The following is a 13,234-nucleotide window of genomic DNA, read 5'->3' on the forward strand; positions in this document are numbered from 1 at the left end:
TTATTCGTATTTTAAATATTTCAGGACGTTCATCCTTGTTGCCTGATAAGCTTTTGAAATTACTATTCCCAACGTAAGTGCCATTAGCAATACGAAACCTATCAGAAAAGGAACGGAAGAAATAGCAATCCTATAGGCAAAATTCTCCAGCCATTTATCTAATAACAGGTATGCAGGAAACAGAGCAATTACAAAACCTATGATGCAGAACACCACATATTGTTTTGAAAGTGTTGCCAGAAGCGTTTTGGTCTCTGCCCCCAAAACTTTCCTGATAGCAATTTCCTTCATCCGGTTTTGGATAGAGTAAGAAGCCAGGGCAAACAGTCCGAAAAGTGCAATCAATATCACAACCAGATTCAGCAATGAAAACAGATTTCTCTGACTGATGTAACCGGAATAGGTCCGTGCAAAGCTTTTATCGACAAAATCATATCGTAAAGGATATCTTGTGTCTAATTTTGTTGTCCAGAATTTCTCTATATCAGCTATTGTCTGCTCCATATTTTCAGGAGAAATCTTCACATAAAGTCTGCTCAAATAGCTGCTTTCAGAAACCGTTTTAAGATGGTAAAAAAGCATTGGAGGGATTTCCCTTTGCGGGCCATAGGAATTAAAGTCTTCGACAACGCCCACAACTTTCAATCTTCTGATACCCGGTTTGTCGCCGTCATCTCTAAAATCAAACTCTTTTCCTATCGGGTCTTTTTCACCCATTAAAGCAGCCGTAGTTTTATTGATAATGACAGAATTGATAGTATCCGACGCAAATTTTTCAGAAAGTTTTCTTCCTTCTGCCATTTGGATTCCCATCAGATCAAACAGACCAAATTCCATCGACATGTTTTCTACTTCAATATCTTTCCCTTTATATTCAAAAACTGTAGTGAAATAGCCTCCGCCACCAAAAGAAAAGTTGCCAGCAGAAACTCCTTCAACTCCTTTTATTTTCAATAATTCATTGCGGATCATTTCATAATCGGCCGGGTTTTTCGCTTCATTAAAAGGAATATCAATGACCTGATTGCCGTTAAATCCAAGGTCTTTGTCCATCATAAAATTTACCTGCTGATAAACAATGTAAGAGCCTATGATGAAAAACGATGCGATTGCAAATTGGAAAATCAGCATTCCGTTTCGAAGCCAGATTCCTCGTTTGCTTCGGCTGTAATTCCCTTTTAGCACTTTCAGCACATCAAAATTGGAAATATAAAGTGCTGGAAATACTCCTGAAGCAATAACAGTTACTACAAAAACTGCAATCAATTGGAGGTAAAACAGTCCACTGTTCAGAACCATATTTTTCGACAAAAATTCGTTGTAATATGGAAGCAGCAATTCTACGATCACCAAGGCAAAAAGAATTGAAAAGGAAGTGGTGATTACTGTTTCAAATAAAAACTGCCAGACAATCTGTTTTTTGGCAGCTCCGATAATTTTACGGACACCAACTTCCTTGGCACGCTTTATTGCATTTGCCGTTGCCAGGTTTATATAGTTTACAATAGAAAGAATCAGGATTAACACCGAAAGTCCCAACATAATTATAAGAAATTGGTAATTGCCACTTCCTTCCTGATAGCCGTTGTTTACTTTTGAGTGCAGTCTCGCCGTTTTCAACTGTTCCAGATGCGGAATATCTAATCCATAATTTTTGACGTATGCTTCTGCAGTAATCCCTTTTTCTTTGGCAGCTTTTCTTGCTTGTTTGTCAACATAAATCTGGTGAATTTGCTTTTCAACCATTTCTTTGTTAGCCAGATTTTTTAATTTGACAACTAAAAAAACGGTATGGGCATTCCAATTATCTATATTCTTTTTTATGAATTCTTCAAATTCTTCACGTATTACAATTGCCGGTTCTACCGAAGACTTTCCCGAAATTTTATACACGCCACCAACAACACAATTGGTTTCACCTACTTTTATCGATTTACCTATAGGATCTTCATCACCAAATAATTTCTGTGCTGTTTCCTCAGAAATTGCTGCATTATTTTTTTCTTTAAGAGCCGTCCTGGCATTGGATCTGATAAATTCAAAAGGAAAAAAAGAGAAAAAATTCCCTTCCGATTTTAACACTTTTGATACCAGTTCTTTTTTGTCAGCATATTCAACAAGTGCTCTGTTATAGGCCGGATAAAAGTTACAGTATTCTTCTACTTCAGGTGTCACTTCTTTCAGCCGGGCTCCCAAAGGCACCACATTATAAGCCAGAAATCCTGACCTGGGCTGGTCATTGACTACCTGAAAGACATTTTCTTTTTCAGGATTCCATGCATTATAAGACTGCTCATCATTCCAATACAAAATGGAGAACACCAATCCTGCTACGCCTATACTCAATCCCAAAATATTCAAGATGGTAAAAAGCTTGTTATTTCGGATTTGGTACAAAAATATTTTTAGCCAGTTTGAAAGCATAAGATTGATTTTTGAGATTTATAATTAAACCCTATTTCCTTATTTTTAAACTGCTTATACTAAAACGTTCACATTTCTGCTGTTCAGTTTTTCCGAAAGTATTATACCGTCCTTCATCAAAATGGTTTTTTGGGAAAACGAAGCATCATAATCCGAGTGGGTAACCATTAAAATCGTGGCTCCATTGGCATGCAAATCGGTCAGAAGTTCCATCACTTCATTTCCGTTTTTACTGTCCAGGTTACCTGTTGGCTCATCAGCCAATATAATTTTAGGATCATTGATCAACGCTCTTGCCACAGCAACCCTTTGCTGTTGTCCTCCTGAAAGCTGTTGCGGGAAATGCCTCAATCGGTGTGAAATGGCAAGACGTTCCGCCATCGCTTCTACTTTTTTCTTTCTTTCTGAAGCACTCACATTATTATAAATCAGAGGCAATTCGATATTATCGTATACTGAAAGCTCATCAATCAGGTTAAAATTCTGGAAAACAAAACCGATGTTCTGTTTTCTTATTTTTGATTTTTCACTTTCTTTTAGCCCGCGGATTTCTTTCCCCAATAATTGATAGCTTCCTGAAGTAACATCGTCTAAAAGTCCGACAATGTTTAGCAATGTTGATTTTCCACAACCGGAAGCTCCCATAATGGTTACAAATTCGCCTTGCTTTACTTCTAATGAAATTTCATTAAGCGCTTTGGTTTCTACTTCTTCTGTTCTGAATACTTTTGAGAGGTTTTGAATTTTGATCATGATTTTTGATTTTTTTGATTGTTCGTTTTGATTGATGATTGAAACTGATGATGATTTATTTTTCTATCCATTGGCAGAAATACGATCCCGCCGTCTGCTGCCCAAGGAACTTGATTTTATACTCCTGGTTTTCCTGAAACAACACTTCTGTTTCTCCCTTTTCGTCCTTAGAAAATGATTTTTGAAACAATACTTCATTCTGGCCATTTACTACCCTCATTTCCAATGTTCCTTTTTTTACTTTGATGTCATATTTCAACAAAGTATTGGCATCTTTTGAGGCAGTAATCTTCACAAAAGTTTCTCCTTCATATTCTGAATATCTTGCTTTTGTATAAGTATTTCCATTTTCATTGGCCCATTTTTTATCTTTTACAGGTTCCGTAAAATGAGTTCCTTCTGCCTTGATATGATTATTAGTTCCTTTTTCTTGAGCAAAAAGCTGAAAAAAATTCAGGATCAGGAATGCTAATAGTAATAAAAATTTCTGCATAATTATTTAAAGTTTAAAATTTCAATTTCTTTATAGTCTTTGTAAGATGAAGTCACCACTTTATCTCCGGCTTTTAATCCGCTCAATACTTCATAATACAAAGGGTTTTCTCTGCCCAGGCTAATTTCTTTTCGAACCGCCTTATCACCTTCTACGACAAAAATCCATTTGCCTGAAGTATCTTCATAAAAGCTACCTTTTGAAAGCACTGTGCTTTTAGATTTTCCGGAAAGCAGCAGTCTGACTCCAAAACTCAAGCCTTGCCTAAGATCCAGTTTTTCCGTACTCATGAAATTAAGTTCCACCTGAAACCGGCCGTTTTTTACCTCCGGAATTACTTTCGAAACCGTTACCTGAACCATTTCTCCTTTGTATTCAATTTCACCTTTTTGGCCCTCCGAAACTTTTTCAAGATAAAACTCATCGACATCTGCCAGCAATTTATATCCCTTCATGACATCAATTTTCCCTATACTTTCTCCGGCAAGATAATTTTTACCCAAAACCGGCTCAAAAGATGATAATCTCCCTGATAATGGTGCCGTAACCAAAAAGTTCTTTTTGTTGTTTCTAAGAATGCTCAGGCTTTTCTGTATGATTGCCTGCGACTGGTTAATCTGGGCAATCTGAATCTGGTTCGTCTGTTTTTCTTTTTGGATACTTTGCTGGATTATGTTTTTTCGTTCTTTTTGGAACCTGAAATTTTCCTGTGTTTTTTCCCATTCATTTTTGGAAAGAATTTGTTCTTTGAACAGTTTCTCATTCAGCTCATACAAACTTTTTGCATCCAGATAATCATGTTCTATGGCCACAAGATCTTTTGCAAGGTTCAATTCCTGGTTTCTCAAATCCAGTTTTACTTTATTGAGGTTATTGATTTGTTCAATCATAGATGTTTCCTGTGTCATATAACCTAATTCTGTATTCGGGTTATACAATCGCGCCAAAGGCTGCCCTTTTTGTACAAAATCGCCATTGCCTACAAAAATTTCCTGGATAGAACCACCTTCAATTACATTTAGCAACATCGAATTAAGCGGTTCTACCTTTGCCTGAAAAACAATAAAATCTTCAAAATTGGCATTCTCAACCGTCTTAATTGTGATTTCTCCCTTTTTGACATCCAAACCTCTTTTTTTAGTCACAGAGGAAAACACAATATAGGCAGCCAATAAAAAAAGAGGCAAACCAATTAACAGGTATTTATTTTTTCTACTTTTACGAGGAACGATAGTGTCCATATCAAATTATTTGCGGAACTAACTAACAATTTTGTGCCACAATTTTAAAAATTACAAAACCTTATATTATAAGGCTTTTCTTTTTTAAACAAAATCTCAAGTGTCCGATAATGAACACTATTTGTCCAAAAACGAACAGTCGATGAAAAAAACACAAGCCACAATTTTAGTGATTGATGACCAGGAAGACATCTTATTTGCTTCGAGGATGGTCCTCAAGAAGCATTTTGAAACCATTTATACGCTGAATAATCCTAAAAACATATTGGATACACTGTCCCAAAATCAAATTGACGTTGTTCTTTTAGACATGAATTACAGAATAGGCTTTGAAGACGGAAGGGAAGGAATTTATCTTTTAAAGGAAATCAAAACTTTTTCACCACAGACCACAGTAATTCTGATGACTGCTTTTGGAAAGGTAGAAACGGCCGTTGAAGGTCTTAAAGCCGGTGCTTTCGACTATATTCTGAAACCATGGGACAATGAAAAACTGTTGGAGGTCGTAAAGGCTGCCGTTGAAGAAAACCGGAAAGAAAAGAAAAAAACAGCAAAAGCCCCTAAACAAGATGCTTTTTTTATTGGAAATTCTTCCGGCATACAGAAGGCGTATTCCCTTGCGGAAAAAGTAGCAAAAACGGATGCCAACGTTTTAATTTTAGGGGAAAACGGAACAGGAAAGTATGTACTGGCGAATCATATACACCAAAATTCCAATCGAAATACTCATCCTTTTGTTCACGTGGACCTGGGTTCCTTAAACGATAATATTTTCGAAAGCGAACTTTTTGGTTATGCCAAAGGCGCTTTTACCGATGCCAAAAATGATACGCCCGGAAGATTCGAACTGGCCCAAAAAGGAACCATCTTCTTGGATGAAATAGGAAATGTTCCTTTGCAATTGCAGGCAAAATTACTGCAAGTCATACAAAACAAATCGGTGACACGTTTGGGCGAAGCAAAACCCAGACAATTGGACGTCCGAATAATCACGGCTACCAACATGGATCTCAAACAGGAAGTCAGTCAAAAGAATTTCAGGGAAGACCTTTACTACAGGATCAATACAATGGAAATCACGCTGCCACCGCTTCGCGAACAAAAAGACGATATTGTTCCATTAGCCAATTTCCTGCTTGCCAGGATAATTGAAAAATATGATCGTAGCGAAATTATTTTCGACAACAACGCATTAGCACAAATGGAAAGGCATTCCTGGAATGGAAATATACGCGAAATGGAAAACCGCATCGAACGCGCTGTTATCCTGTGCGAAAACAATACGATTACGGTTTCCGATCTTGATTTGGATGTTATTTCCAAAACGGAAAGTAACGATGACGTTCAACTTTCTGATGTTGAAAAATCTGCCATTGAAAAAGTACTGCAAAAGAACAATTTCAATATCAGCAAATCTGCTGAAGAACTTGGTCTTTCCAGGGCTTCACTATACAGAAGAATGGAAAAATATAAAATAGACAATCCGAATGGCTCCGAATAGAAATACAGCACTATTATTGCGATTCTGCGCTATCCTGGCAGGCATCACCATTTGTTTTTTCTTATTTCAGAAAGGACTATTTTATACTTCAATCTTTCTGCTTTTGGTGGTTCTAATCCTTATATTGGAATTGTTTTCTGCCATAAGAAATATATTTTTATTCTATGACAAGACGATACAGGCTATTTTGAACAATGACTTTTCTGCCGATTTTTCAAAACATGCTTCTTTTGAAAATTATAAAACGCTTTTTAAACTTTATGACAGTCTGAAAGTAAAACAAAATGAGCAGGTATCTAAAGATTTGGTTTATCGCTCTATCCTGAATAATATAGAAACAGGAGTATTGATTTTAGAAAAAGAACACGAAGACTGGAGCATTTTTTTGATGAATGATTATTTCTCGAATCATTTTCAGGTACCAAAAGTTTCAAAATGGCACTATTTAAAAAATCAGTTGCCTTCGCTTTGTGCCATTATTGAAGAAAGGAGTTTTCAGGAAATCAAGACCTCATTACAAATCAGCATAAGCAAACAGGCTTCACAAACCTTCATCCTTCAAGCTTCCAAAACAAAAACTTTCGATAGAGAGTACTATATTATATTGCTTGATTCCATACAAAAAGTAATTGAGAAAAAAGAAAAAGAAGCCTGGATTAACCTGATGAAAGTCATTTCGCATGAGTTGATGAATTCCATCACTCCTATCCGCTCTCTTACGCAAAACCTGAATGAACTGATGCAACAGGAATCTTTGTCTAAGGAAGATTTAGAAGATATCAGACAGAGTGTTACGACCATCATCCATAGAAGTGACCATCTTCAGAATTTTGTGGAAAGCTATCGTAAACTCGCCATGCTTCCAACACCAGACAAGGAAGTAGTAGAATTAAAACCTTTGCTCGAAAACACGTTACAGGTTATGGCGCCACTTTTCAAGAAAGGAAATATTATCGTAAAAAATACAATTGAATCAAACAGGCGAATTAAAGCCGACAAGCTTCAAATCGAACAGGTTCTTATCAACTTGCTAACAAACAGCATTTATGCTTTGGAAGACAAAGAAAAAAAGGAAATTGAAATTGTTTCTGAAGAAAAAAATGGCCGGACTTTTATTACGATATGCGATTCCGGAACGGGTGTCGATCCGGCTATTGAAGAGAAAATTTTCCTCCCTTTTTTCACAACACGCAAAGAAGGCGCAGGTATTGGCCTTACGTTATCAAAAAATATAATCGAGGCGCATGGCGGCTACCTGAGCCATAGTAATGATAATGGGCGAACCAGCTTTACAATTTGTTTATTGTAGAATTATTACGACAATTTTATCAAAAAATTCATCATAATTAACAATACTTTGTTTTTTATCATAAATTTGTGTTAATTAACTTAATAATTTATACTTATGAGAAAATTATTTGCTGAGTTTTTTGGAACATTTTGGCTGGTTTTTGGAGGATGCGGGAGTGCGTTATACGCTGCAGGAATTCCAAATCTGGGAATTGGTTTTGCCGGAGTCGCTTTGGCTTTCGGACTTACAGTACTGACAATGGCTTATGCTGTTGGGCATATCTCTGGAGGACATTTTAATCCGGCTGTTTCATTTGGTCTTTGGGCCGGTGGCCGATTTTCAGGAAAAGAACTGGTGCCATACATTCTTTCACAGGTAGCAGGAGGAATAGCAGCTGCAGCGGTCTTATATTTAATCGCTTCCGGGAAAGAAGGTTTTTCAATTGATGCAACAAAAGCGGGTGCTTTTGCAGCAAATGGTTTTGGAAGCCTGTCTCCTGAAGGCTATTCATTAGAAGCCGCTTTCATAGCAGAGCTTCTCCTAACCTTTTTCTTTCTGATTATTATTCTTGGCGCAACGGATAGATTTGCAAACGGAAAATTTGCCGGAGTTGCAATCGGGCTTGGACTCACCCTGATTCACCTTATCAGTATTCCAATTACGAATACTTCTGTAAACCCGGCCAGATCAACTTCTCAGGCTCTTTTTGCCGGAGGTGAATATATTTCACAATTATGGCTATTCTGGGCGGCTCCTATTCTGGGCGCGATTCTTGCCGGATTTGCTTATAAATTCCTGTTGCAGAATAACGACGAATCTTAAAATACAAAGGCGGGAAATTTCCCGCCTTTTTCTTATCTTAATTCAATTGCCGGATCCCAGAAATGTTTTTCGAAATCCACAATCTGATTATCTACAACTTCAATCCCTTCATTTTCCAAAAGCTGCTGCATCAGGTTAGTACCATCAAAGTGATGTTTTCCTGACAAAAGCCCAACACGGTTCACTACCCTATGTGCCGGAATATCCTCATTATTATGAGAGGCATTCATTGCCCAACCTACCATTCTCGCTGATCCTGAAGAAGCCAGATATTTTGCAATTGCGCCATAGGAAGTAACCCTTCCGTAAGGGATTTGTTTTGCGACTTCATACACTCTTTGGAAAAAATTTTCTTCTTTCATTTCTGAAAAATTTAATTCCTAAAAATCTTGATCAGATTGATAATGGCAACCAGCCCCGTAACCGAGCCTAAAAAGTAATTCATATTTTCCATCATCCAATTGGTCTTGTGCTCTATTTTTTTAAAAAAAACGATGTAGATATAAAAAATTGAGAAGGAACCTACAACAACTCCAAGTACAAACATCCAAATCAGTGTAGGTGTGAATTGCAAGTACCCGTTATTCGCCAGAGTAATACTGACAAAGACATAATACGGTATTGGGAAAAAATTTAAGGCGGACAACAGCATTCCCAGGAAAAACCTTCCTGTTTTTGTTCTTATTTTGCTATCTTCTTCTTTAAGTTTTGGCTTTTTTGCAATAAAGAAAAAATAAATAGTAAGCAATGCGAACAAAACCAGACCTATTTCCTGAAGCAGGTAAATAATATCCGGTCTGCTGTTGATGAATTTTGCAAATGCGACTGCTATATAAGTTTGAAAAAACACCACAACCGTGGCTCCTACCGCAAAATAAACTGCACGTGTACGTCCATCACGAACGCTTATTTTAGCAGCCGTCATGTTTATCAGCCCCGGAAGAGCAATTCCAACAGCGGATAGCAAAATCCCCCACAACAGCGCCATTGCAATTGCCATATTATTTTATTTTAAATCTAATATAGGTAATTGCCTTATTAATTTCCAAATATTGTTTCTCATAAAATGTCTGGATGCTTGTCACCACTTCCGGACTGCCTTCGTTTTTATAGACGTTATGATTCGAATACAAAACCTCATGTCCTTCTCCATGTAATAATCCAAGCGTATAACCGTGCATGAACTCACTATCCGTTTTCAGATTTACGACTCCATCCGGCTTTAATATTTTTTTATAAAGCTGCAGGAATTGCGAATTGGTCATCCTGTGCTTTGTTCTCTTGTATTTGATTTGCGGATCCGGGAATGTAATCCAGATTTCATCTACTTCATTTTCTCCAAAAATATGGTCAATTAATTCAATCTGTGTCCTTACAAAAGCCACATTTTGCATTCCGTCTTCCACAGCAGTCTTAGCACCTCTCCAAAAACGGGCTCCTTTGATATCGATTCCAATAAAGTTTTTATTCGGATATTTTTCGGCCAATCCAACGGAATATTCTCCCTTTCCACAACCTAATTCCAGAACAAGCGGATTATCATTTTTAAAAAAAGAGATATTCCATTTTCCTTTCAAAGGAAATTCGCCACCCACTACTTCTTCTCTGGTTGGCTGAAAAACATTACCAAAAGTGGCGTTCTCTTTAAATCGTTTTAGCTTATTTTTACTTCCCACGGCTTAATTTAAAATTTTGGTAAAATTAAGGAAATATATATGAACTGAATTACTTTTATCTTGCCTGAAATTTAATTCGGGATTTGAAGCTAGTATTCGGGCTTTTATTATCAATCACAATTCGTTCTTTTTTGCCGATTAAGGAAATTGAGAAGGTAAAAAATTACCAAACAGAAGCCAGACAATATTGACCATTTTTAAACTTTTAACAGCAGGACCGAAAAGCCATGTCTTCAAAAAAAATATTAGTGGCTCCATTGAATTGGGGCCTCGGCCATGCCACAAGATGCATTCCTATTATAGAAGCTCTTGAAAATAACGGTTATACTCCGATTATAGCTTCGGATGGAGTAGCGCTGCAAATGCTCCAAAAAGAGTTTCCGCATCTGCAAAGCCTCGAACTGCCATCTTACCACATTGAATATGCTAAGAACGGTGCTTTTTTTAAATGGAAAATGATTAAGAATTCCCCAAAAATGATTGAGGCCATTCTCCATGAGAAAAAGACCATCCGCCAGTGGATTGATGAATATGATATTGCCGGAATCATTTCAGACAACAGGCTTGGGGTGTATTCCAAAAAAATACCTTCTGTTTTTATTACACACCAGCTTAATGTATTGACGGGAAATACGACATGGATTTCCAGCAAGGTACATCAGCATATCATTAAAAAATTCAACCAGTGCTGGATTCCGGATGTTGAAACCAAACCCAATCTTTCCGGAAAATTAGGACATCTTGAGAATCCGGAAGAGAATATAAAATACATTGGCCCTTTAAGCCGGCTCCACAGAAAGCCTACTGATAAGAAATACGATCTGATGGTTATACTATCCGGACCTGAACCGCAACGCGGCATGCTGGAAGCTCAACTAACACAGGAAATGGGACAATTCAAAGGGAAAGTAGTTTTTATTAAAGGAAAAATTGAGCCTGAGCAAAAAATTGAACAAGCAGGTAATGTGACTTATTACAACTTTATGAATACGGAAGAGTTAGAGAATACCTTCAACGAAAGTGAAATTGTACTGTGCCGTTCCGGTTATACTACAATTATGGACCTCGCACAGCTTGGCAAAAAAGCTTTTTTTATCCCAACTCCCGGACAATACGAACAGGAATATCTAGCCAAAAAACTAAAGAAGGAAGGATTGGTTCCTTTTGCCAGACAAGAAGATTTCAAGATTGAAAATCTTCTGGAAATTGACCTGTTTAAAGGATTAAAAAATTTCGGGACTGCAATAACCTGGAATAAATTATTTTGTCTTTTCGAGGGTAAATGAGAATTCTGAACCTTTGCCTACCTGGCTCTCGACATAGATTTTTTCGTCGTGGGCCTCAATAATATGCTTTACGATAGAAAGCCCCAAACCTGATCCACCTTCGCTTCTCGCACCACTTTTGTCAATTCTGTAAAAACGCTCAAAAAGTCTTGGGATGTGCTGTTTTTCAATACCGTCGCCATTATCCATAATACGCACAATGACTTTATTGTTGACAAGGTCTTCCACACTGACTTCTGTAGTACCGTCTTCCTTACCGTATTTTATGGAATTGACGACAAGGTTGGTAACTACCTGTTGTATTTTTTCCTTGTCGCCATATACATAAATAGGTTTCACATATTTCAAATCGAACATAAGTAATATGTTTTTCTCCGATGCTTTCATTTCCAGCAAATCGAAAACATTCTGGATGACTTCCAAAATATCAAATCGCGTGTTCACTAAATTCAATTCACCGGCTTCCAGTTTCGTAATCATATCCAAATCCTGCACGATGTAGATTAGTCTTTCGACTCCTTTCTCGGCACGCTGAAGGTATTTTTTACGAATGGTTTTGTCTTTCATTCCGCCATCCAAAAGCGTCGAAAGATATCCCTGAACGGTAAACAAAGGCGTTTTTAATTCATGTGAAACATTCCCGATAAATTCTCTTCGGTATTCTTCACGGACTTTCAGGGTTTCGATTTCGAGTTTTTTGTCGGTGGCAAATTTTTTCACCTGTTTGGTCAGCGTAGCCATATCGGTAGTTATTGGCTGTGACCTGAAATTAGTAGATTCAAGAAGCGAAACATCATCATAGATTTTTTTCACTCTTCTGTAAATAAATCTTTCTACGCGGTATTGTAAAACGAAGAAAGAAAAAATGGCAATGCCCAAGGCAAAAATGAGACAGAATTTCCAAGAGAAAGTAAAAAACACGCTGGTCAGTATTCCCACCATTCCGGTTGCGAAAAAAGTAATATACAGCGATGATTTTACCGCAAAACGGTATGTTCTCTTGAAACTTACGGACATTAAACTTCTAATTTATAGCCAACTCCTTTAATGGTTTTGAACAGTTCTTCTCCGATTTTCTCTCTTAACTTACGGATATGGACATCAATTGTTCTTCCGCCAACGATAACTTCGTTGCCCCAAACCTTGTCCAGAATTTCCTCTCTCTTGAATACTTTTCCCGGTTTTGACGCTAACAAATAGAAAAGTTCAAATTCTTTTCTTGGCAATATGATTTCTTTTCCGTCCTGGATAATCTTATATTCTTCTCTGTTGATTTCGATACCGCCTACATTTAAGGTTTCCGAATTCTGCTCTTCCTCTTTTAGCCTTCTTAACAATGATTTTACTTTGCTCACCAGTAATTTTGGCTTGATAGGTTTTGCAATATAGTCATCTGCTCCGGCATCTAACCCGGCAACCTGTGAATAGTCTTCACTTCTTGCTGTCAGGAAAGTAATGATTACGTTGCTCAGTTCAGGCAGCTTTCTGATATTTTCACAGGCTTCCATTCCATCCATCTCCGGCATCATCACATCCATAATAATCAGGTGCGGCAACTCCTTTTTGGCTTTCAGTATAGCCTCTTTCCCGTTGCTGGCCGTTACAATCTGATAGCCTTCCTGTGAAAGATTATACCCTACAATTTCCAGGATATCCTGCTCATCATCAACCAATAAAATCTTAATGTCTTTCTTTTTCATCTTTAGGAAAAAATTTGCGTTTAGCGGTTGTAAATGTAAATATAAAA

The 13,234-nt window shown here is 37.3% G+C and carries 13 protein-coding genes; 4 read left to right on the top strand and 9 right to left on the bottom strand.

The genetic code is table 11. From position 1 onward, the window contains the following. The 4 genes from B0G92_RS01035 to B0G92_RS01050 are packed head-to-tail and all read right to left on the bottom strand — an operon-like array spanning nt 1 to nt 4,911. A complete protein-coding gene (locus B0G92_RS01035) occupies nt 1-2,424 on the bottom strand; it encodes an ABC transporter permease (protein WP_101470780.1) in 2,424 nt (807 codons plus the stop codon). Nucleotides 2,425-2,478: 54 nt separating this feature from the next. Continuing rightward, complete coding sequence (locus tag B0G92_RS01040) at nt 2,479-3,177, bottom strand: ABC transporter ATP-binding protein (protein ID WP_101470781.1); 699 nt, start codon at nt 3,175-3,177, stop codon at nt 2,479-2,481. Nucleotides 3,178-3,232: 55 nt separating this feature from the next. Continuing rightward, entirely contained in the window at nt 3,233-3,670 is a 438-nt protein-coding gene (locus B0G92_RS01045) for a hypothetical protein (protein WP_101470782.1), read from the bottom strand. Nucleotides 3,671-3,672: 2 nt separating this feature from the next. Further along, on the bottom strand, nt 3,673-4,911 hold the full coding sequence (locus B0G92_RS01050) for an efflux RND transporter periplasmic adaptor subunit (protein ID WP_101470783.1): 1,239 nt from the start codon (nt 4,909-4,911) through the stop codon (nt 3,673-3,675). 142 nt (nt 4,912-5,053) lie between these two features. Between B0G92_RS01050 and B0G92_RS01055 the strand changes: the two genes are divergently transcribed. The 3 genes from B0G92_RS01055 to aqpZ all read left to right on the top strand — a co-directional run bounded on the left by B0G92_RS01055 (nt 5,054) and on the right by aqpZ (nt 8,525). Continuing rightward, nucleotides 5,054-6,412 (top strand): sigma-54-dependent transcriptional regulator, encoded by a 1,359-nt coding sequence (locus B0G92_RS01055; protein WP_101470784.1) that lies wholly within the window; start codon nt 5,054-5,056, stop codon nt 6,410-6,412. Continuing rightward, entirely contained in the window at nt 6,399-7,721 is a 1,323-nt protein-coding gene (locus B0G92_RS01060) for a sensor histidine kinase (protein ID WP_101470785.1), read from the top strand. The genes B0G92_RS01055 and B0G92_RS01060 overlap by 14 nt, the downstream gene beginning before the upstream one ends. 96 nt (nt 7,722-7,817) lie before the next feature. Then, a complete protein-coding gene (gene aqpZ / locus B0G92_RS01065) occupies nt 7,818-8,525 on the top strand; it encodes an aquaporin Z (protein ID WP_056071958.1) in 708 nt (235 codons plus the stop codon). Between the two features lie 32 nt (nt 8,526-8,557). Here the strand turns inward: aqpZ and B0G92_RS01070 are convergent, their stop codons facing one another. Genes B0G92_RS01070 through trmB form a run of 3 tightly spaced genes read right to left on the bottom strand, consistent with a single transcriptional unit; the run spans nt 8,558 to nt 10,201 of the window. Further along, on the bottom strand, nt 8,558-8,887 hold the full coding sequence (locus B0G92_RS01070) for an MGMT family protein (protein ID WP_101470786.1): 330 nt from the start codon (nt 8,885-8,887) through the stop codon (nt 8,558-8,560). 11 nt (nt 8,888-8,898) lie between these two features. Further along, complete coding sequence (locus tag B0G92_RS01075) at nt 8,899-9,525, bottom strand: LysE family transporter (protein WP_056071955.1); 627 nt, start codon at nt 9,523-9,525, stop codon at nt 8,899-8,901. Between the two features lies 1 nt (nt 9,526). Then, the gene (gene trmB, locus B0G92_RS01080; RefSeq protein WP_101470787.1) at nt 9,527-10,201 is read right to left on the bottom strand and encodes a tRNA (guanosine(46)-N7)-methyltransferase TrmB; all 675 of its coding nucleotides are present in this window, start codon (nt 10,199-10,201) and stop codon (nt 9,527-9,529) included. 227 nt (nt 10,202-10,428) lie between these two features. Here trmB and B0G92_RS01085 point away from each other — a divergent pair, with 227 nt between their 5' ends. Beyond that, on the top strand, nt 10,429-11,487 hold the full coding sequence (locus B0G92_RS01085) for a glycosyltransferase (protein ID WP_101470788.1): 1,059 nt from the start codon (nt 10,429-10,431) through the stop codon (nt 11,485-11,487). Here B0G92_RS01085 and B0G92_RS01090 read toward each other — a convergent pair. Continuing rightward, nucleotides 11,461-12,504, bottom strand: coding sequence for a sensor histidine kinase (locus B0G92_RS01090; RefSeq protein WP_056071946.1), 1,044 nt, complete (start codon nt 12,502-12,504; stop codon nt 11,461-11,463). The genes B0G92_RS01085 and B0G92_RS01090 overlap by 27 nt on opposite strands. Further along, entirely contained in the window at nt 12,504-13,187 is a 684-nt protein-coding gene (locus B0G92_RS01095; RefSeq protein WP_056071942.1) for a response regulator transcription factor, read from the bottom strand. The genes B0G92_RS01090 and B0G92_RS01095 overlap by 1 nt, the downstream gene beginning before the upstream one ends. Between the last annotated feature and the right edge of the window lie 47 nt (nt 13,188-13,234).

Source organism: Flavobacterium lindanitolerans (assembly GCF_002846575.1).
Classification (GTDB): Bacteria; Bacteroidota; Bacteroidia; order Flavobacteriales; family Flavobacteriaceae; genus Flavobacterium; species Flavobacterium lindanitolerans.

Excerpts from the sequence above, each read along its gene's own strand:
- B0G92_RS01050 (WP_101470783.1), bottom strand. The coding sequence starts at position 4,911 with ATGGACACTATCGTTCCTCGTAAAAGTAGAAAAAATAAATACCTGTTA.
- B0G92_RS01085 (WP_101470788.1), top strand. The coding sequence starts at position 10,429 with ATGTCTTCAAAAAAAATATTAGTGGCTCCATTGAATTGGGGCCTCGGC.
- aqpZ (WP_056071958.1), top strand. The coding sequence starts at position 7,818 with ATGAGAAAATTATTTGCTGAGTTTTTTGGAACATTTTGGCTGGTTTTT.
- B0G92_RS01095 (WP_056071942.1), bottom strand. The coding sequence starts at position 13,187 with ATGAAAAAGAAAGACATTAAGATTTTATTGGTTGATGATGAGCAGGAT.
- B0G92_RS01045 (WP_101470782.1), bottom strand. The coding sequence starts at position 3,670 with ATGCAGAAATTTTTATTACTATTAGCATTCCTGATCCTGAATTTTTTT.
- B0G92_RS01035 (WP_101470780.1), bottom strand. The coding sequence starts at position 2,424 with ATGCTTTCAAACTGGCTAAAAATATTTTTGTACCAAATCCGAAATAAC.
- B0G92_RS01070 (WP_101470786.1), bottom strand. The coding sequence starts at position 8,887 with ATGAAAGAAGAAAATTTTTTCCAAAGAGTGTATGAAGTCGCAAAACAA.
- B0G92_RS01060 (WP_101470785.1), top strand. The coding sequence starts at position 6,399 with ATGGCTCCGAATAGAAATACAGCACTATTATTGCGATTCTGCGCTATC.
- B0G92_RS01055 (WP_101470784.1), top strand. The coding sequence starts at position 5,054 with ATGAAAAAAACACAAGCCACAATTTTAGTGATTGATGACCAGGAAGAC.
- B0G92_RS01040 (WP_101470781.1), bottom strand. The coding sequence starts at position 3,177 with ATGATCAAAATTCAAAACCTCTCAAAAGTATTCAGAACAGAAGAAGTA.
- B0G92_RS01075 (WP_056071955.1), bottom strand. The coding sequence starts at position 9,525 with ATGGCAATTGCAATGGCGCTGTTGTGGGGGATTTTGCTATCCGCTGTT.
- B0G92_RS01090 (WP_056071946.1), bottom strand. The coding sequence starts at position 12,504 with ATGTCCGTAAGTTTCAAGAGAACATACCGTTTTGCGGTAAAATCATCG.